Origin of the sequence: Actinoalloteichus hymeniacidonis, from assembly GCF_014203365.1 — a bacterium.
Lineage (GTDB): Bacteria > Actinomycetota > Actinomycetes > Mycobacteriales > Pseudonocardiaceae > Actinoalloteichus_A > Actinoalloteichus_A hymeniacidonis.
Window position 1 is genome coordinate 3,602,481 of sequence record NZ_JACHIS010000001.1, and the last position, 24,034, is coordinate 3,626,514.

General features: G+C 70.2%; 24 protein-coding genes. 5 read left to right on the forward strand and 19 right to left on the reverse strand.

Annotation, left to right across the window (positions count from 1 at the left end):
- Positions 1–166: 166 nt before the first annotated feature.
- The 3 genes from BKA25_RS14710 to BKA25_RS14720 all read right to left on the reverse strand — a co-directional run bounded on the left by BKA25_RS14710 (position 167) and on the right by BKA25_RS14720 (position 4,307).
- Positions 167–1,603, reverse strand: coding sequence for an aldehyde dehydrogenase (NADP(+)) (locus tag BKA25_RS14710; RefSeq protein WP_375791856.1), 1,437 nt, complete (start codon positions 1,601–1,603; stop codon positions 167–169).
- 243 nt (positions 1,604–1,846) lie between these two features.
- Positions 1,847–2,797, reverse strand: a complete 951-nt coding sequence (locus BKA25_RS14715) for a hypothetical protein (RefSeq protein WP_069849032.1) — start codon at positions 2,795–2,797, stop codon at positions 1,847–1,849.
- Between the two features lie 172 nt (positions 2,798–2,969).
- Positions 2,970–4,307: an aminotransferase-like domain-containing protein gene (locus tag BKA25_RS14720; RefSeq protein WP_069849030.1), complete on the reverse strand. Its 1,338-nt coding sequence runs from the start codon at positions 4,305–4,307 to the stop codon at positions 2,970–2,972.
- Positions 4,308–4,609: 302 nt separating this feature from the next.
- On the opposite strand from BKA25_RS14720, the gene BKA25_RS14725 reads away from it, so the two are divergent.
- Positions 4,610–5,413: an alpha/beta fold hydrolase gene (locus tag BKA25_RS14725; RefSeq protein WP_069853616.1), complete on the forward strand. Its 804-nt coding sequence runs from the start codon at positions 4,610–4,612 to the stop codon at positions 5,411–5,413.
- A 104-nt stretch (positions 5,414–5,517) separates the two neighbouring features.
- On the opposite strand, the gene BKA25_RS14730 is transcribed toward BKA25_RS14725, so the two are convergent.
- Positions 5,518–6,405: an ADP-ribosylglycohydrolase family protein gene (locus BKA25_RS14730; protein ID WP_069849029.1), complete on the reverse strand. Its 888-nt coding sequence runs from the start codon at positions 6,403–6,405 to the stop codon at positions 5,518–5,520.
- 61 nt (positions 6,406–6,466) lie between these two features.
- Positions 6,467–6,805 carry a hypothetical protein gene (locus BKA25_RS14735; RefSeq protein WP_157421047.1) on the reverse strand — a complete coding sequence of 113 codons (339 nt, stop codon included), beginning with the start codon at positions 6,803–6,805 and terminating at the stop codon, positions 6,467–6,469.
- Positions 6,806–6,928: 123 nt separating this feature from the next.
- Between BKA25_RS14735 and BKA25_RS14740 the strand changes: the two genes are divergently transcribed.
- Positions 6,929–7,807 carry a helix-turn-helix domain-containing protein gene (locus BKA25_RS14740; RefSeq protein ID WP_069849025.1) on the forward strand — a complete coding sequence of 293 codons (879 nt, stop codon included), beginning with the start codon at positions 6,929–6,931 and terminating at the stop codon, positions 7,805–7,807.
- Positions 7,808–7,826: 19 nt separating this feature from the next.
- A complete protein-coding gene (locus BKA25_RS14745; protein WP_069849024.1) occupies positions 7,827–8,051 on the forward strand; it encodes a DUF397 domain-containing protein in 225 nt (74 codons plus the stop codon).
- Positions 8,052–8,084: 33 nt separating this feature from the next.
- Here BKA25_RS14745 and BKA25_RS14750 read toward each other — a convergent pair whose 3' ends face one another.
- From BKA25_RS14750 to BKA25_RS14800, 11 genes are all read right to left on the reverse strand, one after another.
- On the reverse strand, positions 8,085–9,029 hold the full coding sequence (locus BKA25_RS14750) for a sugar kinase (protein ID WP_069849022.1): 945 nt from the start codon (positions 9,027–9,029) through the stop codon (positions 8,085–8,087).
- Complete coding sequence (locus tag BKA25_RS14755) at positions 9,029–9,706, reverse strand: bifunctional 4-hydroxy-2-oxoglutarate aldolase/2-dehydro-3-deoxy-phosphogluconate aldolase (protein ID WP_069849020.1); 678 nt, start codon at positions 9,704–9,706, stop codon at positions 9,029–9,031. The genes BKA25_RS14750 and BKA25_RS14755 overlap by 1 nt, the downstream gene beginning before the upstream one ends.
- 88 nt (positions 9,707–9,794) lie before the next feature.
- Positions 9,795–10,940 (reverse strand): galactonate dehydratase, encoded by a 1,146-nt coding sequence (dgoD, locus tag BKA25_RS14760; RefSeq protein WP_069849019.1) that lies wholly within the window; start codon positions 10,938–10,940, stop codon positions 9,795–9,797.
- Positions 10,937–11,707, reverse strand: a complete 771-nt coding sequence (locus tag BKA25_RS14765) for a FadR/GntR family transcriptional regulator (protein WP_069849017.1) — start codon at positions 11,705–11,707, stop codon at positions 10,937–10,939. The genes dgoD and BKA25_RS14765 overlap by 4 nt, the downstream gene beginning before the upstream one ends.
- 83 nt (positions 11,708–11,790) lie before the next feature.
- The gene (locus BKA25_RS14770) at positions 11,791–12,552 is read right to left on the reverse strand and encodes an SDR family NAD(P)-dependent oxidoreductase (protein WP_069849015.1); all 762 of its coding nucleotides are present in this window, start codon (positions 12,550–12,552) and stop codon (positions 11,791–11,793) included.
- Positions 12,549–14,009 (reverse strand): DUF4380 domain-containing protein, encoded by a 1,461-nt coding sequence (locus tag BKA25_RS14775; protein WP_069849013.1) that lies wholly within the window; start codon positions 14,007–14,009, stop codon positions 12,549–12,551. Before BKA25_RS14775 ends, BKA25_RS14770 begins: the two co-directional genes overlap by 4 nt.
- Positions 14,006–15,121, reverse strand: a complete 1,116-nt coding sequence (locus BKA25_RS14780) for a zinc-dependent alcohol dehydrogenase family protein (RefSeq protein WP_236750762.1) — start codon at positions 15,119–15,121, stop codon at positions 14,006–14,008. The genes BKA25_RS14775 and BKA25_RS14780 overlap by 4 nt, the downstream gene beginning before the upstream one ends.
- A gap of 51 nt (positions 15,122–15,172) precedes the next feature.
- Positions 15,173–16,213: an ABC transporter permease gene (locus BKA25_RS14785; protein ID WP_069849010.1), complete on the reverse strand. Its 1,041-nt coding sequence runs from the start codon at positions 16,211–16,213 to the stop codon at positions 15,173–15,175.
- Between the two features lie 15 nt (positions 16,214–16,228).
- Positions 16,229–17,731 (reverse strand): sugar ABC transporter ATP-binding protein, encoded by a 1,503-nt coding sequence (locus tag BKA25_RS14790; RefSeq protein WP_069853615.1) that lies wholly within the window; start codon positions 17,729–17,731, stop codon positions 16,229–16,231.
- A 139-nt stretch (positions 17,732–17,870) separates the two neighbouring features.
- Positions 17,871–18,869, reverse strand: coding sequence for a substrate-binding domain-containing protein (locus tag BKA25_RS14795; protein ID WP_069849008.1), 999 nt, complete (start codon positions 18,867–18,869; stop codon positions 17,871–17,873).
- A gap of 213 nt (positions 18,870–19,082) precedes the next feature.
- Positions 19,083–19,994 (reverse strand): NmrA family NAD(P)-binding protein, encoded by a 912-nt coding sequence (locus BKA25_RS14800; RefSeq protein ID WP_069849006.1) that lies wholly within the window; start codon positions 19,992–19,994, stop codon positions 19,083–19,085.
- Between the two features lie 105 nt (positions 19,995–20,099).
- On the opposite strand from BKA25_RS14800, the gene BKA25_RS14805 reads away from it, so the two are divergent.
- The gene (locus BKA25_RS14805) at positions 20,100–20,666 is read left to right on the forward strand and encodes a TetR/AcrR family transcriptional regulator (RefSeq protein WP_069849004.1); all 567 of its coding nucleotides are present in this window, start codon (positions 20,100–20,102) and stop codon (positions 20,664–20,666) included.
- 54 nt (positions 20,667–20,720) lie between these two features.
- On the opposite strand, the gene BKA25_RS14810 is transcribed toward BKA25_RS14805, so the two are convergent.
- Entirely contained in the window at positions 20,721–21,377 is a 657-nt protein-coding gene (locus BKA25_RS14810) for a CGNR zinc finger domain-containing protein (RefSeq protein ID WP_069849002.1), read from the reverse strand.
- Between the two features lie 227 nt (positions 21,378–21,604).
- Here BKA25_RS14810 and BKA25_RS14815 point away from each other — a divergent pair, with 227 nt between their 5' ends.
- A complete protein-coding gene (locus tag BKA25_RS14815) occupies positions 21,605–22,186 on the forward strand; it encodes a TetR/AcrR family transcriptional regulator (RefSeq protein WP_069849000.1) in 582 nt (193 codons plus the stop codon).
- Positions 22,187–22,222: 36 nt separating this feature from the next.
- Here BKA25_RS14815 and BKA25_RS14820 read toward each other — a convergent pair whose 3' ends face one another.
- Positions 22,223–22,471, reverse strand: a complete 249-nt coding sequence (locus tag BKA25_RS14820; RefSeq protein WP_069848999.1) for a Na+/H+ antiporter NhaA — start codon at positions 22,469–22,471, stop codon at positions 22,223–22,225.
- Between the two features lie 68 nt (positions 22,472–22,539).
- Positions 22,540–23,787, reverse strand: coding sequence for a right-handed parallel beta-helix repeat-containing protein (locus BKA25_RS14825; protein WP_084642946.1), 1,248 nt, complete (start codon positions 23,785–23,787; stop codon positions 22,540–22,542).
- Positions 23,788–24,034 lie beyond the last annotated feature (247 nt).

Below are 24,034 nucleotides of genomic sequence, written 5' to 3' on the forward strand. Positions count from 1 at the left end.
CACAACGTTATCCGGTCAAGCGGCACGCGCGGTGTGCGCGATCCAGCCGTGAATGCGACAAAACCCCAGCCACTCCGGACATTCCGGACTTTCCGGGACGCGGCGTCCGCAACCCGGTCTTCGTCGTGGCCGCAACCACAGGCCACGACGAAGACCACCGTCGGACTCAGGATCGCTTGCCGTCGACCACCTGTCGGACGCCGGGCGCCGGTGCGTCGGACACGGCGACGGGCAGCAGCGAGGCGGGGAGGTTCTGGTAGGCGACCGGCCGCAGGAAACGCTCGATCGCCGCCGTACCGACGGAGGTGCTGGTCGGCGCGGTGGTCGCCGGGTACGGACCGCCGTGGTGCTGCGCATCGCTGACGGTGACCCCGGTCGGCCACTGGTTCCAGATCACCCGACCGGCGAAGTCCGACAGCGGTTCGACCAATGCGGCGGCCACCTCGTCGCCGTCCTCGCTGCCCTGGATCGTCGCGGTCAGCTGTCCGTGGCCCAACGCGGCCACCGCGAGCAGTTCCTCGGTCGAGGCGTAGGAGACCAGCAATGCGGCGGGTCCGAAGCACTCCATGCCCAGCAGCTCGGGGTCGGCCAGCACCCGCGCGGCGGTGGTGCGCAGCAGCACGGGCGTCACGGCGGTGTCGGCCGCGACCTGGATGGAGGTCGGTTCCACGCCGTCGCAGTCGGCCAGGCCGCCCGTGGCGGTGAGGAAGCCCGTCTGGATCCGCTCGTTGAGCATGGGCCCCGCCGTCAGCTCGGGCAGCAGGTCGAGGAATCCGTCGATGTCGGGCAGCAGTACGACACCCGGCTTGGTGCAGAACTGGCCTGCGCCGAGGGTGACCGAGCCCGCGAAGCCCGTGGCGATCTCGGCGCCCCGATCCGCCCAGCCCTGCGGCGTGATGAACACCGGGTTCGTGCTGCCCAGCTCGCCGTAGAACGGAATCGGCACCGGCCGGGAGGCGGCGATGTCGAACAGCGCCCGGCCGCCCGCGACGGATCCGGTGAAGCCGACGGCGGACACCCTCGGGTCGCGTACGGCCTCGACACCGTCCTCGAAGCCCTCGATCAGCGCGAAGCTGCCCGCAGGGGCGCCCGCCGATTCCAGGGCGGCCACGACGACCGCCGAGGTCTGCCGGGACAGCCTGGGATGTCCGGGGTGCGCCTTGAGGACCACCGGGCAGCCTGCGGCCAACGCCGAGACCGTGTCGCCACCCGCGACGCTGAAGGCGAACGGGAAGTTACTGGCTGCGAACACGACCACGACGCCGAGCGGCCGGAGCGCGCGCCGGATGTCGGGTCTGGCCCCCATCGGCCAGTCGGGATCGGCGTGATCGATGCGTGCCTCCAGCAACCCGCCGTCCCGTAGTCGTTCGGCGAACAGCCGCGCCTGGAAGGTCGTGCGGGCCAACTCGCCGGTCAGGCGTCCGACGGGCAGGTTCGTCTCCGCCTGCGCCGTCTCGATCAGTTCGGGACCTGCGGCATCCAGAGCCCGGGCCACGGCGTCCAGCCAGTCGGCGCGCTGCAGGGGACTGGAGCCCGCCAGGCTGCGGGCGGCCTGGCGGGCCGAGGTCAGGACGGCGTCGAGGGTGGGGGCGGGAGTCGTCACAATGCTGCTCCGATCAGCGTCAACCGGGGCGAGCGTCGTCTCAGGCGAGACGGCCGTCGACCTCGGTGTTGGTCACGGTCGAGAAGAACGGTCGGGTCGAGCCCGAGCGGCGCCTCGATCTGGTCTCACGTGCTCTCGCTCCCGGCACGGTCTCACACGGCGGATCCACCGGGAGCGACCGGCCGTCAAGATCCACAACTCGGGATCGGCGGGCTCCGCACACCGCAGCACGCGGAGCCGGCGTCAGCGCTTGCGTTGCGACGACGCGGCCCGTTGCGGACTGTCCTTCGGGTGCAGCGCCCGGCGGACGATGTCGGTGACATCGGTGTCGGTGAACGACTCGGGCAGTGTCACGGCGAGTGTGCCGAACAGTGTGCGCACCTCGTCGACCGTGGGTTCGTCGCTCAACCGTAGTTCCTTGGCAAGGGCGACGTCGACCCGCTTGGCCTGCTCGAAGCTGGCCGCGAGTTCCCGATCGTAGGCGCGGTAGTGCGGTCGGCTCCGTTCGAAGAGCACGGCCGGTGCGGCCGACTCGTCCTGAGTCAGGATGATCCAGTTCGACGACAGATCCCACCGCAGGGTGGTCATCACCCGGGACAGCGCGATCTCGACGCGCAGCAGCGTGAACCGTTCCCGATACCAACAGGCGGCCAGGATGGTGGCGAGGGCCTCCCGCTGCACGCGGGCGGTGGTCCATTTCTCGCCGTGGCGGTCCGAACCCGGGTTCAGCGAGGACCGGTACTGCGCGTACTCGGTGCACAGTGCTTCGTCGGTGGGGTCGATGATCTCGATCTGGATCCTGGTCGGACGCTGAGCTGCGCGGGCGTTGTCCACGCACTCCTTCAGCGTGACCGTCCGCAGGTGGGTGCCGATACCGCCCTTGAACAACCAGCGGTCGGTGTCCTGGTACGCCTCGGCGTGTAATCGGTCGAGGTCGGCACCGTGCACTACTTGGACGGCACTGGCATCGTCGCGTACCCGCGCCGTGCTGCTGCGGTCGCGCAGCAACGCGATGGCCAGCAGGGCCAACACGATCAGGATCGCCACATCGGTCACGGCACCGGAGCGCTCCCCCGCACCGAGCAGGTCGATCCCGAGGACCGACGGGACGATCAACACCGCCGTCGTCCCGGCGATCACCGAGGCGAGGATGCCGTCGACATTGTTGCGGAGCCAGCTGGCGAAGGAGGGCATCGTTCTCCGGTTCCTGATACGAGCGGCGACAACGCCGGGATTCGGTGGGGCCGGGCGAAAACGCACCGAGGATACCGAGATCACCGATTTCCGAAAGGGTTCCGCGCAAGCCCGTCGACCGAGCGGCGTCGGCCCCTGGCCCCGGCACGCCAGGTGCTCCGCACGGCGGGACTCACTCGACCGCGAGATCTTCGGCGGTCCCCCGGGCGACCTCGGCCAGGATGTCCAACGCCCTGGCCAGGTTCTTCGGGGTAGGCGAGCCCAGCGCCAATCGCACGGCTCCGGGGGCCCGACCCGATCCGACGACGAAGGCGGCGGCGGGGGTGACGGCGATACCGTGTCGCGCGGCCGAGGCGACGAAGGTCTCGGCTCGCCAGTGTTCCGGGAGCCGCCACCAGCAGTGATAGGAGCCCGGGTCGGCCTGCACGTCGAAACCCGCCAGTCGCGTGGCGACGATCTCCTGTCGGAGCCGGGCATCCTGCTGTTTGGCCGTGCCAAGCGATCGGGCCATGCCGTCCTCGATCAGCCGGGTGGTGGCCGTCAGCGCGAAGCTGCCCGGCATCCAGGCGCCGGATCGAATAGCCGCAGCGATCTTCGGGCTCAGGGCGGGCGGTGTGACGACGAAGCCGAGGGTCAGGCCGGGGGCGACGCGCTTCGACATGCTGTCCACCAACACGGTGTGCTCGGGTGCGAGGGCCGCCAGCGGCGCGGGGTCCTCGCGGAGGAAACCGTTGACCATGTCCTCGATCACCGGGATTCCCAGTTCGCCGGTGACCTGGGCCAGCTCGCGGCGCCGTGCCTCGGGCATGGTGATGCCCAGCGGGTTGTGCAGCGTGGGCTGGACGTACACCGCGCGTAGAGGTGCGGACCGGTGCACCTCGGCGAGGGCGGCGGGAATCAATCCGTGTTCGTCCATCGCGATCGGGACCGGGGTGATGCCCAGCCGCGCGGCCACCGCCTTCATCACCGGATAGGTGAACTCCTCGACGGCAAGCCGCTGTCCGATGCCCAGCAGCCCGGCGGCGACGGCGGCCAACGCCTGCCGCCCACCGCCGGTGAACAGGATGGACTCCGGGGCAGGCTGCCATCCCGACCGCGACAGCAGCGTGGCGGCGGCTGACCGGGCCGCAGGGGTACCCGCGACCACCGTCGGACGCAGCCCCTCGATCATCGTCGCCGGGCTCAGCAGGTCGACGAGGCTGGTCGCGACCAGTTCGGCCTGCCCGGGCAGCATCGGGAAGTTGAATTCGAGGTCGATGCGCCCGCTCGCGGGTTCCGCCAAGGTCGTCTCGGCACGCAGAGTGCCGGTCCGGACGAACGTCCCGCGCCCGACCTCGCCGACGGCCAGGCCCCGGCGGATCAACTCCCCGTAGACCCGGGAGGCCGTCGAGGCGGCCACCCGGTGTGCACGGGCGAACCGCCGCTGCGGCGGTAGCCGATCGCCGGGGCGGAGCCTGCCCGCTGCGATGTCGGCCGCCAACGCGTCGGCGAGGGCACGGTAGTCGTCCATGAAGCCGGAATCCCCTTTGCACCGAGAGCATTGTTTTTATTGCACCGAGATCCTGCTCTGGTTATGGTCGGATCGTCAAGAAGAACGGCGAATTTCGCACCGAGGTTCCGGGCTCGGACGACGGTTCCCCGCCCGTTCCCACCACCCCACCTCGGGCGATGCCTCGGCGGCGCGTCCCGACCGACCGGTTGCCCCGCCCGATCCCCCTACGGCGACACCGATCATCCGACGGCTGCCGCGCGGGCATGCCCCGGAGTCGGTCGGTGCGCGCCCACGTCGAGAGCACCGAGAGGAAGTCGGCCATGCACACCGTGTCGCACGACGGCACCACCATCGCCTATCGGGACATCGGTTCGGGCACGCCGGTCCTGCTGGTGCACGGCCACCCCTTCGACGGTTCGATGTGGCGACCCCAGATCGAGCAATTGGCCGAGGCCGGCCACCGGGTGATCGTTCCCGATCTCCGGGGTTACGGACGCAGCAGTGTGGCACCGGGCAGTACCACGATGGAGGACTTCGCCGCCGATCTCGCCGAATTGCTCGACCGGCTGGACATCGACCGGGTGCTCCTCGGCGGATTGTCGATGGGCGGCCAGATCGTGATGGAGTTCCATCGGCGGTTTCCGAGTCGGGTCGCCGGTCTGTTGTTGGCGGCGACCTCGGCACGGGCCGATGATCCGAGGGCCCGCCGCGCCCGGGTCGAGACCGCCGAGCGGATCCGGCACGAGGGGATGGCGGCCTACGCCGAGGAACTGCTCCCGAGGATGCTGGCGCCGCACAACATCGTCGGTCTCCCCGAGGTGGCCGACCATGTGCTGCGGATGATGCGCTCGGCCCCCGCCGAGGGCGCGGCGGCGGCCTTACGCGGCCGGGCGGAGCGGCGAGACTACCGGGACTCCCTGGCTCGGGTCTCGGTGCCGACGCTGATCGTGGTCGGCGATCACGACGACTTCACGCCCGTCGCCGAGGCCGAATCCCTTGCGGCGCACATCCCGGCCTCGGTGCTGCGGATCATCGAAGGCGCCGGGCATCTGCCGAACCTGGAGCGGCCCGCCGAGTTCGGTCGCGCACTGGCGGAACTGTCGACCGCGATCGACGTCGGATAGGACCGGGCCGCCGCCGCTCGGAGAGCACCTGTCGAGAGAATTGCTCCGATATGACTCGGAGCAATTCCGCCGACGTCCGATCCGGCCCGGCCGCACCACGATGCTCAGGCGGTGCCGAGCATCCAGTCCGGCAACGGTTCGTGCAGCGCGGCCCAGGTCCGCGGCGGTTCGGCCGCGCCAGCCCCGACGATCCCGCCCACGATCGCGCAGGTGGTGTCGATATCGCCGCCCGCGCTCGCCGTCGCCCAGAACGCGTCCGCGAAGTCGTCGAAGCGGGTGAGCGCGGCCCACAGCGTGAAGGGAACGGTGTCCTGGGCGCTGGTACGCGAACCGTTGCCCAGTTGCCGGGCCACGACCGAGGCCGAGGTGACCGGCAGCAGTTCGCGCGCGAGTTCGATGCCGTCGTGCACCTGGCCCGCAGGCGTCAAGGCCAGCACCGCGTCCAACAGATCGGCAGGACGTTCGGCGTTTCCGAAGCCCGCCAACATGGATGCCGTCACCGCGACCGCGACGGCGCCCGCGATCCCGTCGGGGTGGGCATGGGTGACCTCCGCGGAAAGCGCGGCCTCCTGCGCGGCCCGGACCGGGTCGCCCGCGAACCAGGCACCCAAGGGTGCGACCCGCATGGCCGCGCCGTTGCCGAACGAGCCGTGACCGTCGAAGGTCTCGGTCACCAGGTCACGCCAGTCGCCACCCTCCCTGATCAGACGCAACAGCCGGTTGGTGGAGGGGCCGTAACCACGATCGAAGTCGTGGTGGTTGGCGAAGCTCGCGGCGAGCGCGTCCTGGTCGATGCGGCCGTGTTCGGCGAGCACGGCGACGATGGAGCACGCCATCTCGGTGTCGTCGGTCCACTGCCAGGGCGCGGGCGGCAGGCGGCGGTTGTCGAATCGGTTTCGGTTGGCGGGTACGAAGAATTGGGAGCCGAGCGCGTCGCCGATGGCGAGGCCACGCAGCGAGCGCTGCGCTCGAATGAGGGAATCGGTGGTCATCGCCGGCGATCATCACATGATCAGGCGGAGTCACGGGGCCATTTTCGCCGTCCGAGCGCGGTCACGATCCGAGCGGTACGGCATCTCCGGCCCAGAAGACATGGGTGATCGCCCCCTCCCTGCGGAATCCCACCAATGCCCGGTCCAGGCTTCCCATGCTCATCCGGACGCCGCCACCGGCCGAGACGATCTCGACGTGGTCGGGGAAGGCCATTCCCCACGCCCGCAGGTGCGCGCCGGGAACGTGGTCGTACTCGTGGACCAGCGCGAACACCCGAGGCGCAGCGCCATCGACCAGCGCCTGGGTCCGTTGCTCGAAGTCGGGGAGGGCATCGGCCGCCGCCGAGCTGTCCGTCGCCGCCGGGCCGAGATGTGCACCATGATCCACTCCGTCTACCATCGCCATCTCCACTATCTGTGATCGACCTGATACAGTGAGTCACACGTTGGCATACGGATATCCGCTGAACAAAGTGGAACTTCCAGATTGACCCGATGTGATGTACGGGAGAGAAGAAACGCCATGCAGCAGAACGACGGCGCGGTGGGCGGAATGGTTCGGCGCTGGCAGCTGGCCGAGACGCTCCGCAATCTGCGGGAGCAATCCGGGCTGACACACGACCAGGTACTCGCCGAGCTGAGCGGTCAGGGCCGCTGGTCTCGGCCGAAGCTCTCGCGAATCGAGAATCGCGAACAGGGCGTGAAAGCCCGCGAGGTCGAACAGCTGCTCAATGTCTACCGGGTGACCGAGAGTTCGCTGCGGGAGTGGCTGCTCGAACTGGCCAACACGCCGAGGGAACGCGGCTGGACGGTGGATGTCCGCAAGAGCCTTCCCGAGGACTTCCATCGATTCCTAGCGCTCGAATCGGCGCTGGTGGCGAGCCGTCAGTTCGAGACGCTACTGATTCCTGGGCTCTTGCAGACTCCGGAGTACGCACGAGCGTTGATCAGTGGCATCGGACCGCAGCTACCCGAAGACGAGGTAGAGCGCCGGGTCGCCGCCCGGATCACCCGGCAGCAAATTCTCGCTCGAACGAATGCACCCACCCTGCACGCCATCGTGGACGCCGGGGCGCTAGAGCGACCCGTCAGTGAACCCCGGGTCATGCGCGGCCAGATGCGCCGCCTCGTCGAGGCTGCAGAACTTCCCCATGTCACCGTTCAGGTGCTGCCGAAATCGGCAGGTGGCGGTCCCGCAGTGGAAGGCCCGTTCTCCATCCTCACTCTGCAGGATCCGATTCCGGATATCGGCTATTCGGAGGGTCCAGGGCGGGCCGTCTACATCGAGGATCGCGATCAGGTCCGTGACTACACCTTGCGCTTCGGTGTTCTCACCGAGCAGGCTTTGAGCCAACATGAATCGACGGCACTGATCGACGATCTCGGCCGAGAACTTGAGTAAACGCCGATGGAGGATTGACATGAGAACCGAAAATCCGGACTCCCTCAAGTGGCGTAAGAGCAGCTTCTCCGGGGGCGGCGGTACCGGCGGCGGTAACTGCGTCGAGGCGGCTGCGCTGCCGGACGGACGCATCGCCATCCGCAACAGCAAGAACCCCGACGACGGCACCGCCTACTTCACCCGCACCGAGATCCACGCCTGGCTCCAAGGCATCAAGGCAGGCGAATTCGACGACCTCGCCTGACCTTTCAGCCGCCCACCACCACCGATCCTCGGCTCAGCGCAGCGTCGTCCCCGGTTCCAGCCCCAGCAACGGCAGCTCCTCACGGGTGGGCAGCCCCTCCCAGTCGCCCGGCGAGGCGACGGCGAAGGCGCCGAGCACCGAGCCTCGGCGCAATCGTTCGCTCACCGGCTCGCCGTCGAGCAGGGCGGAGAGGTATCCGGCGGAGAAGGCGTCACCGGCTCCGACGGTGTCGACCACCGGTACCCGGACCGCCTCGACCTGCTCGACACCGGCCCGGTGGTGCACCCGCGCGCCGTCGGCGCCGAGTTTGACCACCACCTCGCCGACGCCTGCGGTCAGCAGCCGGTCGGCCCTGGCCAGGTCGTCGTAGCCCTCCGGTTCCACGATCGCCAGCTCGTCGGGCGAGGCGATCACCACGTCGGCGCGGCGGGCCAGCGGGCCGAGCGTCTCGGCCGCCGCCTCCGCCGACCACAGCAGCGAACGGTGATTGACGTCCAGGGACACGATCCAGCCCTGCGCCTTGGCGTGATCCACGGCCGCCAAGACCGCCGACTTCGGGCCGGGGCCCAATGCGGGCGTGATGCCGGTGACATGCAGCAACCTCGCCCCGCCGGACAGCACCCCGGACAGGTCCTCGGGTTGCAGCCGCGAACCCGCCGAGTCCGTGCGGTAGTACCGCACCCGGATGAGATCGGAGATGCGCTTCTCGAACAGGATCAGCCCGGTCGGCTGCTCGGGGTCGATGACCACGCCGCCCACCTCGACGCCCTCGGCGCGCAGCGTCCTGGTGACCAGTTCTCCCGGCTGGTCGGCGCCGACCCGGCCGACCCAGGCGGTGCGATGTCCCAGCCGGGACAAGCCGATCGCCACATTCGACTCGGCGCCCGCCACCGACAGACTCAGTTGGCCGCCCAACCGCATCGGACCGTGGCCCCGCATCGCGGCCATGCTCTCGCCGAGGGTGATCACCTCGATCATCAGGCCGTCCCCTCTCCCGAGGCCGGCGCGGAGCCGGCGGCACCCGGGGCCGGGAACTCCGCCGCGACCTGCCGGAACAAGCGGGCGCGCTCGCGAAGCTCGACGAGATCCGCGCCATCGGCGGCCCCCGCCAGCAGAGGCGAACCCACGCCGACGGCCAGCGCGCCCAACTCCAGATAACGGCGGGCCGCCTCGACATCGACCCCGCCGACCGGCACGAACGGCACCGTCGGGAAGGGATCGCGCAGCGCCTTGAGGTAGGCCGGGCCGCCCCCGTGCGAGGCGGGGAACAGCTTGACCGCGGCCGCTCCGGCGCTGTGTGCCGCGTAGACCTCGGTGGGCGTGAGGGCGCCGACCAGGGTGGGCAGCCCGAGTTCCAACGCGGTGTGCGTGCCGGGACCGATCGCCGGGGTCACCGCGAAGGTCGCTCCCGCAGACTGGACATCGCGGGCGTCCTGGGCGGAGAGGATCGTGCCCGCGCCCAACGCGGCCGCGCCGGTTCGGGCGTCGGCCAGTCTGCCGATCACGCGCAGTGCATCGGCCCCGGTGAGCGAGACCTCGACGAGGTGGATGCCCTCCTCCCAGAGGGTCAGCACCGCACGATAAGCGGCTTCGGCGTCCCGGCCACGGACGATGGCGACCACACGTTCCTCGGCCAGCCGTTGCGACAGGTTCATCGTGCGCCCTCCAGAAGTCGATGACGAGGCCCGTTCCCGGTGGCATACCCGGCGACGGACGCCTCGGATCCGGCGAAGTCCAGTGCGGTCACCATTCGGCCAGCGAACCGTCGTCGTGCCGCCAGATCGGCGAGTGCCAGTCGTGACCCACCTCGTCGGCGCGGCGGACGGCGGCCTCGTCGACGGTGATCCCGAGCCCGGGCCCGGTGGGCCGCAGCAGATGCCCGTCGACGAACCGGAACATCTCGCGGTCCACGACGTAGTCCAGCAGGTCGGCCGCGGTGTTGTAGTGGATGCCCAGGCTCTGTTCCTGGATCAGGAAGTTCGGGGTGCTGAACGCGATCTGCAGGCTGGCGGCCAACGAGATCGGACCCAGCGGGCAGTGCGGGGCGAGCTGGACGTCGAAGGTCTCGGCGAGCGAGCCGATTCGACGCACCTCGGAGATGCCGCCCGCATGCGAGAGGTCCGGCTGGGCCACGGCGATGCCCGCCTGCAGTGCCGGCAGGAACTCGCCGCGCGAGAACAGCCGCTCCCCGGTGGCGATCGGGATCGGGCTCGCCCGCACCACGTCGCCGATCAGATGGGTGTACTCGGGAAGTACCGGCTCCTCGATGAACATCGGGTGCGCGTCGGCCAGCAAGGGGATGATGCGGCGGGCGTTGGCGGCGGTGAACCGGCCGTGGAAGTCCAGGGCCACGTCGCGAGTCGGACCCAGGGCCTCGCGGGCCGCCTGCAGCCGTTCGAGGACACCGTCGATCTCGGCGACGTTGGCCAGCCTGCCCATCCGGCCGCTGGCGTTCATCTTCACCGCCGTGAGCCCCGCCTCGACCTGCGCGGTGACCGCCTCGGCCACCTCGGCGGGATCGTCGCCGCCGACCCAGCCGTAGACCCGCACCCGGTCGCGCACCGGCCCGCCCAGCAGTTGGTGGACCGGCGCGCCGAGAGCCTTGCCCGCGATGTCCCACAGCGCCTGGTCCAGGCCTGCGACCGCGCTGGAGAGGATGGGGCCGCCTCGGTAGAACGAGCTCTTGGTCATCCGCTGCCAGTGGTCCTCCACCCGCAGCGGGTCCTCGCCGATCAACAGTTCGGCCAGCTCGTGGACGGCCGCACGCACGGTGTGGGCGCGGCCCTCGACGACGGGCTCGCCCCAGCCGACCAGGCCGTCGTCGGTCTCGATCCGGCAGAACAGCCAGCGCGGCGCGACGAGGAACGTCTCGACCCGGGTGATCCTCACGACGACTCCCTCTCGTTCGGCGGAACGACACCCGCCGGGGCGGCCTCGGCCCCGGTGCTGCTGGTGTCGCCGGTGGTGACGCGGCGCAGGTCGGAGTCCGACTTGGCCAGCAGAGCCAGCATCGCCTCGTTGGCGGCGGCGGGATCCTGTGCCCGGATCGCGTCGAGGACCGCCCGGTGACTGGGCACCGGGTCGTCCTCGGCCGACTGGTGGTGGACCAGCCGGTCGCGTTCGGACAGACCGGGTTCGATGAAGATCTCCATCCGCACCAACATCTCGTTGTGGGTGGCGACCAACAGGGCGCGGTGCCAGGCGAGGTCGGCCTCGGCGGCGTCGGCGGGGTCGCCGCCGACGGCCCGGCCCATCGCCGTCAGCGCGGCGTCCAGCGCGATCAGGTCGCTCTCGGTGCGGCGGGCGGCCGCTAACCGGGCGGCGGCCGGTTCGATGACGGCACGCACCTCGGCGAGGTCCCGGAGGAAACCGTCGGCGGCGCCTGCGGCGAACTGCCAGCGGATCACGTCGACGTCGAGCAGATTCCAGGTGTCCCTGGGCCGCACGAAGGTGCCGCGCCGCTGGCGGGCGTCGACCAGTCCCTTCGCGGTGAGCACCTTCAGTGCCTCGCGCAGGGCGGTGATGCTGAGGTCGAGTTCGGTGCTCAGTCGGGGTAGGTCCAGGGTCTCGCCCTCCGCGACCGCACCGGAGACGATCCGCGCGCCGAGCAGCTCGACCGTGTTGCCGTGCACGCCACGCCCGATATAGGCGGCCATCGTCTCGTTCCTCCGTTCCTCTTCGCCGGATCGACTTCTCTCACCCGGTTGGGCGGTACCACGTTCTCACGCCTGCGGGCCGGTCAGGACGATTCCTTGTAGGCGCTCCAGCCGCCGTCGATCACCAGAGCGGTCCCGGTCACGTAGGAGGCGTCCGGCGACGCGAGGAACGCGATTCCGGCCGCCACCTCCTCCGGTGTCCCGAAGCGCCGGGCGACCGTCTGTCGAACGCTCTGCTCCCGGTCGGCTTGGTCGACCTCGTCCCAGGCTGCCGTCAGGATCGGGCCCGGCAGCACCCAGTTGACCCGGACCTCGGGCCCGTACTCGACGGCGAGCTGCCTGCCGAGAGCGGTGAGCCCGCCCTTGGTCGCCGCGTAGGCGGGCCTGCCGGGCAGCCCGATGAGGGCGTGCACCGAGGAGGTCAGCACCACCGCTCCCCCGGTGGTCCGCAGGTCGGGCAGGCAGGCCCGGACCCCGAGGAACGCACCGGTGAGGTTGACCGCGAGCTGCTGATCCCAGGACGCCCTGGTCATCTCGTGGGCGGGTTTGACGTCCACGACATAGGCATTGGAGACCAGTACGCCGATGGGGCCGAACTCGGCGCGGACCGCGTCGACCGCGGTGGACCAGGAGGCCTCGTCGGCGACGTCGCAGACCTGCGCGATCGCCCGGCCGTACTCGCGACGCAGTTCTTCGGCCGTGTCCTGCACCCGGGGATCGCGGTCGAGCAGCGCGACGGAGGCGCCCTCGGCGAGGAGTCGGCGTGCCGTGGCCGCGCCGATTCCGCCTGCGGCGCCGGTCACCACTGCGGTGCGGCCGGTGAAGCGTGTCGGTTCGCCGCTCATCGATCCCGTCCCGTCTCCTCGGTCACGCCTGCGGTCGGCTCCGCGGGTTCGGCCTCGGTCGTACCGATCTTGGACTGCGCGCCTGCCGAGGTCGACACCGGCCAGGTGAGCGTGCCGATCGGCTCGCCCGACACGGTCAGGTCCACGGTGACGGCGTCGTGGGGCACCGCCCGGCCGACCGGCAGGGCGCACGGTCGGCCGGGGGTGAGTTCGGCGAGATCGGCGCTGTCGACGACCTCTCCCGCAGCGTCCAGGAAGCGGGCGTGCAGCCGCGAGCCCGTGCCGGGCACGAAGACGCCGCGTAGTTCCCGGCCGCCCTCGGCGGTGACGATCCCGGTGGCGGGTTCCGTCCAGTACCCGGCGGCGGTGACCGCCGCGACCGGGCTCGCGGTGACGCCGAAGCCGAACACCACGGGCAGGGTGGTCCGCTCGCCCGGCTGGAGGGTGGTCAGCGGGCCCAGCGCCTCGCATTCGACGACCCGGTCTCGGGGCAGCAGGTTGCCCAGTTCGGCGATCGGACTGGTCAGCGGGTGTTCCAGCCAGACCTCGACGCGCGAACCCGCATCCGGGTACTCGGCCGTGACGTCCACGGGGAAGGTCTGGGTGAGGGTGCCGTGGGCGCCGACGTCGGCGAGCCAGCCCGCCGCGTCGGGAAAGCCGACCTTGCCGACGACGTCCTGCGCGGCGACCCGCACGACCGAACCGCCCTCGTCGATCACCGAGGGCGCGGGGCCCGCCGTGATCAGTTCGACCGAACGGGGCAGTCCCGATTCCAGCAGCCCGACGTAGACGCCTGCGGTCGGCCCCGCCTCGGCGGGCGGCTCACCCGCGAGTTGAGTGACGTTCCACAGTCCCCACCGCACCGGCTTGCGCTCGATGTTGGTGAAGGCGATCTCCAGGGTGTAGCGGCTCTCGCCTGCGACCAGCCGCACGGTGCGCACGGTCCGCAGTCCGGTGCGCGGGTCGTCGCCGCTGGTCATGACGATCTCGACGGCCTCGCCGTCGACCCTGGTCCTGGCCTGGTACGAGCCCGAGTCCAGCACCGGGTCCGGCGGGCCTGCCCACTGGTCCGGGCCGTCCCAGCCCTGCGGGGCGGGCCAGGTCTTGTCGCCGCCGAAGTTGAGCCACTCCGACATCGGCCCGCTCGTCGGGCGCGGGCGGCGGCCATCGACCGGGTGCAGCCGGTCATCGAGCAGCCGGGGATTGCGATACAGGTACTCGCGTCCGTGGAAGACCACCGAGAGCACCCGGCCGCCCAGGGCGGGCACGATGCCGATGCGCAGCGTGCCGTTGTCCAGGTGGAACACGTCGTACGGCCCGGAGGTGTCCCGCTCGATCCGCACCTCGCCCGACGGAGTGACCCGGGCGGCGGCGCGGGTGTCCGCGCCGGTGGAGTCAGAGGGGGTCCGCTGCTCGGCCGCCGCGCCGTCCTGGGGCGACGACGAGGACGGGGTCACGAGGCGTCCAGGTCGGTGTCCGCGACGAGCACGACCTTGCCGGTGCCCGCGCCCGCCGCCATCCGGTACGCGGCGTCGGCCTCGGCCAAGGGCAGCCGGTCGCTGACGATCTTCTCCGGTCGGGAGCCCCAGCGGACCAGATTGTCGGCGAGCTGGGCCATCGCGGGCACCGAGGTGACCCAGGAGGCGAACAGGGTGAGCTGCTTGTGCAACAGGGTGTCGGACACCTCGGTCTCCAGGGTGCCGCCCTCACCCACCAGCGAGACCCGGCCCCATTCGGCGGCGTTCTCGATCGCGGTGCTGCGGCCTGCCCGGCTGCCGGAGCAGTCGATCGTGGTACTGGCACCCCGGCCGCCCGTGAGGTCGGCGATCACCTCGCCCGGTGCCTCGACGCCCACCGTCGCGTCGAACAGGTCGAGGCCCTCGGCCCAGGATCGACGCTGTTCGGAGGGCTCGACGCCGATGATGCGCCGAGCGCCCATCCCCCGGCCGATCATGGCCGCCGCCAGGCCCACCGGGCCGAGGCCGACCACGAGCAGATCGTCCTCGCCGCTGACGGCCAGGCGCCGCAGGCCCTCGTAGGCGGTGCCGAAGCCGCAGGCGATCAACGCGCCGTCCACGTAGGACAGTTCGTCGGGCAGCCTGATGCAGGTGGTCTCCTCGACGAGGATGTAGTCGGCGTTGCCGCCGTCTCGCTGCCAGCCGTAGGAGGCCCGGCTCGCCCCGGTGCAGCTGATCTGGTAGCCGCGTCTGCAGTTGTCGCAGTTCATGCAGCCCGCGATGTGGTAGACGATCACGCGGTCGCCGACACCGAACTGTCGGACTCCCGGGCCTGCGGCGACGACGCGACCGCTGGGCTCGTGGCCGGTGACCACGCCCTGGTAGGCGGGGCCGTCGACACCGCGATGGCTCTTGTGCTCTCGGTAGATGTAGCCGATGTCGCTGCCGCAGATGCCCGACGCGCCGACGCGGAGCAGGAGCTGTCCGGGGCCGGGCTCGGGGACCGGGATCTCCCGGACCACGGCGGTCGAGTCGCCGGGGAGGTAGACACCCCGCATCGTGGCCGGGATGGCGGTGCTGCCCATGGACGTGGTCTCCGTTCGTCTTGTCACGCTGGTTGGCTACTCGGGGGATCGGGCGCCGCCGTCGGCGGGAGGGCGGCGCTAGACCTGCCGCACGGCCCGATCGCGCTTGCTGATCGCCACGTTCACCAGGACCGCGCCGACGATGATCACGCCGCGCACGACGTTCTGGAAGAACGAGTCGACGCCCAGCAGCACCAGCCCGTTGGCGATCACGGTGATGAAGGCGACGCCCAGCAGCGTGCCCACCAGCGAACCGCGTCCCCCGGAGAGCAGGGTGCCGCCGATGACCACGGCCGCGATGACGTCGAACTCCAGACCGGAGGCGGCGCCACCGTTACCGGAGCCCAGCCGGGCCGCTAGCAGCACGCCGGTAATGGCCGCGAGCAGGCCGGTGGTGGCGAACAGGATCACCTTGATCCGACCGGTGTCGATGCCTGCCAACCGCGCCGCCGCGACGTTGCCGCCCGTGGCGTAGACCGAGCGGCCGTAGGCGGTGTAGCGGGCCACGTAGGCGAAGATCGCGAACAACACCAGCATCACCACGGCCGAGGTGGGGATACCCAGGATGCTGCCGCCGAGCATGCGGAAGGTCGCGTTGTCCGGCAGTGCCACCGGGAGCGCATCGGTCATGTAGAGGCCGAGGCCGCCCAACACGCTCCACAGGCCCAAGGTCGCGATGAAGGAGGGCACGGTGAATCGGGCTACCAGCCACCCTGCCAGCGCGCCCCAGGCGATGCCCATGGCCAACGTCGCCAGGATCCCGCCCCAGGTGCCCAGTCCCCAGGCGCCGACGCCCTTGGCGACCAGCACCGAGGAGAACGCGACCGCCGGGCCGATGCTGATGTCGATCTCCCCGGCGATGATGACCAGGGTGACGCCCCAGGCAGCGATGCCGATCGTGGCCGCCTCGCGCAGCAGACCGAGCTGGTTGTCCACCGACAGGAAGCCGGATGCGGTGCTGCCCAGCACGATGTAGAGCAGGGCGATGGCGGCGAGCAGTCCGATCTCGTTGAGTCGTCTGGTCCGCTGGGAGCGGGCGGGGCCCGCACCGGTCGGCGAGGTGGTCGGGGACGTCGCGGTTCCCGAGACCTGACCGGTCTGGTGCGAAGAGTTGCTCATCGGATTCCTCACAGTTCAGACGGCCATCGTGGCGGCCAGGATGTTGTCGACGGTGATCTCGGCCCCGTGGAGTTCGGAGCGGATGCCGCCGCCGTGCAGGGTCAGGACGCGGTCGCAGACCAAGGGGAGCTCTTCGAGTTCGCCGGAGACGAACAGCACTCCCGCGCCCGCTGCGGCCAGTTCTCGGACCAGTCGATAGATCTGGGCCTTGGCCTCGACGTCGACGCCCCGCGTCGGTTCGTCCAGCAGCAGGATCCGGCTGTCCGCGTGCAGCCAGCGGCCGATCACGGCCTTCTGCTGGTTGCCGCCGGAGAGGTCGGCGATGGGTGTCTGCGGCCGGGCGGTCTTGATCCCGAGTCGGCGCACGAGTTCGGTCGCCGCACGGTGGACGAGGCCGGTGGAGATCGACGGGCCGGTGGAGACGCGACCGAAGTCCGACATCACCATGTTCTCGTCGACGCCGAGCATCGGGACGATGCCCTCGGCCTTGCGGTTCTCCGGAGTGAGTCCGACGCCGAGTCGTTTCATCCGCGCGTTCGTCGGGTTCTCGATGCGCTCGCCCTCGACCTCGATGTGCCCGGCGGCGATCGGGTCGAAGCCCGCCAGGGCGCGCAGCAGCTCGGTGCGTCCGGAGCCCAGCAGACCGCCGAGGCCCAACACCTCGCCGGGGTGCAGGTCGAAGGTGACTCCGGTGATCTTCGGCGCCACGACCAGGTCGCGCACCGCGAGCAGCGGGGTGCCGGAGCGGTCGATGTCGATCGGGGTGACCTGGGTGGCCGCCTCGGTCACCCCGCCGAGCATGAGCTCGACGATCTCCTGGGTGGTGGCGCCCTTGGCCGGGATGGTCTTGATGGTGCGTCCGTCGCGCATCACGGTGATGCCGTCGGCGACCTGGCGGATCTCGTCCAGCCGGTGGCTCACGTAGATCACCGCCACGCCCGAGGCCGCGATGCGCCCGACGACGTCGAGGACCATCGCCACCTCCGCTGCGGCCAGCGCCGACGTCGGCTCGTCGAGGATCAGTACCTTCGGGTTCTGCCGGACGGCCCTGGCGATCTCGACGAGCTGCTGCTCGGCCAGCGACAGGGTGGCGACCGGCCGTTCGGCGTCGATGTGCAGGCCCAACTGGCCCAGCACCTCGTTCGACTCGCGGCCCATCAGCTCGTAGTCGATGCGCGGCCCGGTGCGCGGCCACGCCCCGAGGAACATGTTCTCCGCGACGCTCAGCCACGGGACCAGGCTCAATTCCTGGTAGACGGTGGACACGCCGAGTTCGACGGCGCGGCGCACGCCGCCGTCGCCCAGCGGGCTACCTCCGATGTGGACCTCGCCGGAGTCCGGGCGGTCCACGCCCGCGATCATCCGGATGAGGGTCGATTTGCCCGCGCCGTTGCGGCCGAGCAGAGCACGCACCTCGCCGGGGGCGATGTCGAAGTCGGCTCCATCCAGCGCGACCACGCCGGGATAGGCCTTGGTCGCATTGCGCACCCTGGCGGCGAAGACCTCGTCGTCGGTCACCACGTCACTCCGTTCTGTGCCAGGGAGATCGTCGTCTCGGACGCGCTCCGCTGGGTGTTCCACGCGGCAGGCTGGGCTTGGCCGGACCGGTCGGTCCGGCGCGTCGGCTCGATCGGGCGCTGTGGCCCGGCGCCGCCGATCACGGCAGACCGTCCGGGTGCGCCTCGAGCCAGGCCTGGCCGTCCTCGGGGGTCGTGTAGATCTCGACCGGAGCGGGCAGGATGAACTCCTCCAGCTCTTCACCGGCGAGGACCCGCTGCGCGGTCTCTGCGGCCATCCGGCCGACCTCGACGCCGGAGATGTCGACGTTGCCCTTGAGTACCCGGTGGTCCACCAGGGCGTTGGCGGCCTCGGTCGACATGTCGCCGCCGAACACCACGGTCTGGCCGACCTTGCCCCTGGCCTGCACGGCGCGGATCGAACCGAGCGTCGCGCCGCCCGCTTGGCCGAAGAAGGCGTCGAGGTCGGGGTGGGCGGTGAGGATCCGCTCGGCGACGTCCACCGCCTCGTCGACCTCGGCGCCCTGCTGGTTGGCCACGATCTCGGCGTCGGGAAGCTTGGCGAACAGGGCCTCCTCGAACCCGAGCCTGCGTTGCACACAGACCTCGACCTGTTCGCAGTTGACGATGCCGATCTGCGGCGCCTCGATGCCCTCGGCGATGAAGTAGTCGGCGGCGGCGTCGCCCAGCAACCCGCCGAACTCCAGTGGGTCGCCCAGGATGAACGCGTCGACGTACTCCTGCGCGGCCTCGTCGGCGATGCAGGTGTTGTAACAGATCACCGGCACCTCGCTGCGGTGCGCGAGGCGGATGGCCGGGATGGATGCCGTCTCGGAGACGGGCGAGAGCACCAGGGCGTCGACGTCCGCCGAGCTGACGGTGTCGATGAAGGAGCTCTCCTTGGAGGCGTCACCCTGCGCGTTGAGTTCGAGCAGCTGAACGTTGCGGCCCATGCGCTCGGCCTCGTCCTGCATGCCCTTGCGAACGCCTGCGTAGTAGCCCTGGGCGTCCATGTAGACGACGCCGAAGCGTCCGCCCTCGCCGATCTGTGCCCCGCAGCTCGCCGACGCGAGCACCGCGACGAGCAGCGCCGCGATGGCGGCCACTGTTCGGCGACGACCTTGCACGATCCTCGTCATCGGCTCCCCTTCGAACCAATCTGCCTGCCCCCTCGGGGCGAGTGACAGGAAGTATCGACAGCGCTCACCGGCCAAGTCAAGAAGTAATACTAATTAATTATTACCCTCACCGAGGGCGTTCGCGCGCTCACCGGAAAGCGCCCCGGGTCGAGACCGACCCGGGGCGAGGACAGATCCACCCTGCGTGACAGGCGGGCGCAGGGATGCCGTGGCTCAGCCCAGGTGCTCCCGGGCCCAGTCCTCGAAACCGGTGAGCGGGATGCCGAGATCCCTGGCGAACTCCGGCCGACCGGGCATACCCGCGACGTTCATCCATTCGTGGGTGGCACCCATCTGGGGCATCCCGGCAGCGAGTGCCGCCTCCTCGGTCAGGTTCGGCGCGGTCAGCGGGGTGCCCAGGACCCGGGAGAGGACCTCGGCGATCTGCGTCATCGACAGGTACTCACTCGCCAGCTCCAGCTCGACGCCGTCGAACCGGGCCGGGTCGGCGATGGCCGAGGCAGCCGCCGCGCCGATGTCGGGCACCGCCACCAGCGATAACCGCGTGGTGGGCTTCAGCACGCTGACCAGGCCGCCCGCCAGGCCGCGCGGGAACAGGAACGCCATCGACGGCAGGAAGTTCTCCATGAAGAAGCCCGGCTTGAGCAGGGTCCAATGCGCGAAGCCCGCGGTTCGCAGGTGATCCTGGATCGCGGTCTTGGCGCCGAGGGAACGCCCCACCGCCCAACCCTCGGACCAGCGGGGATGCTCCAGATGCTGACCCGCCCCCGTCACGGAGGTGTGCACGAACTGCGGCACCCCGGCGGCGCGGGCGCCCTCGATGAGGTTGACGCCCTGGGCCACCTCGCCGTCGAAGTCGAAGTCGCCATCGGAGGTGAACCCGGGCATCTGCACGGAGAACACGGCGCGGGCGCCCGCCGCCGCCCGAATCACGGAGTCTCGGTCGTGCAGATCACCGGTGACCAGTTCGACCCCGAGCGCCGCGATGGCCTTGGCCCGATCCGTGTCCGGGTCGCGCACCAGAGCGCGGACCGCGATGTCGGCAGCGAGTAGGGCGCGGGCGGTGGCGCCGCCCTGCTTCCCGGTGGCGCCGGTGACCAGTACCGGGGCGGAATCCATCGACATGATACTCCTCGAACTTGTCGGATACCAGAAATGGCGGGGGCCGCCGTTTCCCGTCCGCTACGATACGGCGGGGCCCGCCATTTAGACAAAGTCGGAGGTCAGCCGATGACCGAGCACCAACGCGCCGACGCGAGGCGCAACTACTCGCGGATCCTCACCGTGGCCGAGGAAGAGGTCGCCGCCCATGGCGCGAACGCCTCGCTGGAACAGATAGCGCGCACCGCCGGGGTCGGGTCGGCGACGGTGCGCCGTCACTTCCCCACCCGCCGCGCGCTGTTGGAGGCGGTGGCCCAGACCCGGATCGAGGCCCTGCGGGTGCTCGCCATCGAGCTGGCCGACGGGCAGGACAGCAGGGACGCGCTGCTGGTCTGGCTGCGCGAGGTCGTCGCCTACTGCGTCACCGCGCGGGGGCTGGCGGCCGTGCTGGCCTACGACGGCGACGAATCCGAGTCGATCTACGAGAACAGCTGCGCATCGACCCTGGAACAGGCGGCCGGCCCGCTACTGGCACGCGCCAGCCGGGACGGTGCGGTCGCGGCGGGCGTCACGGTCGCCGACCTGATCACGCTGGCGGTGGGCATCGCGTTGGCCACGGAACATCATCCCGACGCGGCCGCCCAGGCCGATCGGCTGTTCGAGTTGACCGTGGCAGGGTTGAGCCCGCAGGAGTGACGCCGCCCCGGCCTGGTCGGATCCGTTCCAGCACGTGGCGCCGACCGGAGCGGCTCACGCCTCGCGTCGGCGGGCGGCGTAGGCGCGGGCCTTCGCCCGGTTGCCGCAGACACGCATCGAGCACCAGCGCCTGCTGTGGTTCTTCGAGGCATCGAAGAAGACCATCGCGCAGCTGAGCGCGGCGCAGCGGGTCAGCCTGCCGATCTCGCCGGTGATGCGGATGGTCGCGACCGCCCCCGCGATCGCGCTCATGGCCCGGCGGGCCGCCGTCTCGGTCGGATCGGCGGTCAACGTCTCCGCTTCGACGCCGAAGAAGAAGTCGCGCGGGAGGTCCGTGGCGGGGTCGACAGCCGGCACGGCATCGAGCGCCGCATCCTCGGGAGCCGGTTCGCCCTCGACGACGACCGGCCGCAGCATCGAGGACAACGAGACGAACATCGGAAGTCGCCGGGTCACCTCGTCCGAGGCGGCGACCAGGGTCGGATCGGGGTCGCCTGCGGCGTCGAGCAGTTCGCGAACCCCGGCACGGAGCACCAGGAAGTCACGCAGTTCCGACTCGCAGACGTCGATCGAACCCGCTGCGGCCAGTCCCATCTCGATCAGCCAGCCGGCCAATCCCTCGCGGGAGTCGGCGCGATCGGTACCCGCCTCCACGTCGAGCGTGTTGGCGAACTCCTTGACGAGTAGTGCGCGGCGCGACGGCTCGGCCATGGCGACCTCACCTCCCTCCTCGTCATGAATCCCGACGTCACCAGGCTAACCAACCGACCCCGCCAGGCTGCGGACATGATCGAGAACCCGACGACCGTGTCGGAATCGGACGCGTGCCGCTGCACCAGAGGATCACCGCCCCGGTATGGCCGTAGGCCGTAACGTGTTGCATCCTGACATTGCGAGTTGGATCACTTCTTGGCGCGTTAGCGACTAACATCACCGACGTGTCGAATCGATCCGCCGAGACACGTGCGCGCATCCAGCAACGTGCACTGGAGCTGTTCGCCCGCGATGGCTACGCCGCCACCAGGGTGGTCGACATCGCCGCTGCGGCAGGGGTGTCCCATATGACCTTCTTCCGGCATTTTCCCACCAAGGAAGACGTGGTCCTGGACGATCCCTTCGATCCGTTCATCGCGGATCTGATCGCCGCCCAGCCCCGTGATCTCCCGGTCCTGGAACGGGTGCGCCTCGGACTGCTCACCTCGGCCACCGAACTGCCGGAATGGGCGGTGGCACAGACCAGGGAGCGGATTCGGCTGGCCGCCTGCGAACCCGCCCTGCGCGCCCGACTGTCCGAACAACTGCGCACCACCGAGCGCTGCATCGTCGCGCGGTTGATCGAACAGGCGACCGACCCGCTCACCGCGTCGACGGCGACCGCCGCCTGCCTGGCGGCCCTGCGGGTGGCCCTGCTGGACTGGGGCGAGCACGGCGACGAGACCCTGAACGACCGCATCCGCGCCGCGCTCGGCGTGCTGGGCCCGGCCGAGGCGCCCTGCGAGCCGAGCACGAACGCCGAGTGACCGTGGGATTGCCACCGCAGAGCGGCGCTCCGTCGGTCAATGCGCGCTCTTCGAGGGCGCGTCGTCGTCCGGGTGCACCCCCGTCTCGGCGCGGCGCCGGTATGCCCGGTTGCGCACACCGAGCACCAGGGAGGCCGCCAGCGCCGAGAGCAGCGAGCCCGCCAGCACTCCGACCTTGACGAACTCCGCCCGAGGGTCGTCGGCGCCGAAGGCGAGCTCACCGATCAGCAGCGACACCGTGAAGCCGATCCCGCCGAGCATCGACAACCCTGGCTGCACCCCCATGTCGTCACCTTGGCCGTTTCCGTCCGGTCCCCTGCCCGACGGTCCGGGCGCGGAGGGTGCGGGCTCGATCAGAACCGGGCACCCAGCTCCGGGTGGTCGGTCGGCACCAGGAACGGGCTGGAGGCGATGCCGCCGTCGGCGTCCCGGGGCCCGCTCAGCACCGAGGAGTCCGTGCTCGCCAGGTCCGAGTCGTCCCACTCATCGGCGATGTCCCAGGAGTTGCCGGTCCCCGTCGAGTCACCCAGCTGCACCGGGACGACGTCGCCCACCGTGAGGTTCCCGGTCAGCACGCTGGTCGACTTGTCGAACTGGAAGCCGTATCGACCGTTGTCGTAGGAGGTGTTGCGCTCCACGGTGAGCGTGCCGGGGTTGTTGTTGTCGATGAAGCCCGCGACCTCGTTGTCGAAGGAGATGTTGTTGCGCACCACGTGATCGGCGGGTTGCACCTCGTCGCCGCCACCGAGCTTGAATCCATTGCCGTCGCCCTGGAAATCCGGGAAGTCCCAACGGTTGACGCCGTTTCCGTAGGCGACGCTGTCCTCGATCAGAATCGGGGACAGGAACTCCCAGGCGTCGAAACCGTCGTCGACGTTGTTCCACAGCCGCGCGCCCCGCACCACGTTGCCCTCCCCCGAGCCCTCCTTGATGGCCAGGCCGTCGGCGCTCTCGCCGTTCTTGCGCGGGTCCCGGTTTCCGTAGCTGTCCAGGTTGAGCACCAGGTTGTCGCTGGAGGAGCCCTGGATCTGTAGACCGCTCTCGTAGTTGTCCCGGGTGGTCAGCCCGTCGAAGACGGTGTTGTCACAGCTGTCGCAGTAGATGGCGTACGGACCTCTGATGATTTCCAGATCCCGGTAGACCCAGTGAGCGGCGTTCTCCTGGTGGATCGCCCCGCGCTCGGAACGCGGGATGCTGCCGCCGATCGGCGTGTGGCTCGCCGGGAGCGCCTCGCCGTCGATCACCGCGTGTTCGTCCTGGTACGGGGCGATCGTGATCGGTCGGTCCGGTTCGCCGCTGTGCAAGATCTGGATGTTGGTGCTCAACGCGTAGGTACCGCCCCGCAGCGCGATCACGTCGCCCGGCTCTGCGAGATCGACCGCCCGCTGGATCTCGCGCAGGGGCGCGTCGATCGTGCCGGGGTTGGCATCGTCGCCATCGGGGGCGACGACGATGAGGCCGTCCTGGACCTGCGGCTCGGCCACGGCGACCGTCGAGGTCGCCAGTACCGCGACCGGGACGACGGCGATCACGGTCAGCACGCGCAGGCGATCTCGCGTGATCGACCTCGGAACGGCATGGTGCACAACGACGTTGTTCATGGCGGCACCCTTCTTCGTCGAAGGCCGCACTGAAGCGGGGTCCGATGCAACCTCGCGCGGAAAACGCTTTCCATCACGGTAGGGAGCCGACTCGCACCCGGTCAATCGACCGGATCGACGCAATGCGAGGCCGCCATCGGGACCAGTTCGGCAGACTGCCCCGAGCCCGAACGCGTCGGGCTCGCGCTGTCCTGCAACGCATACGGAGCGTCGGAACACCAACCACAGGGCCTGCCGCCCTCGCGGG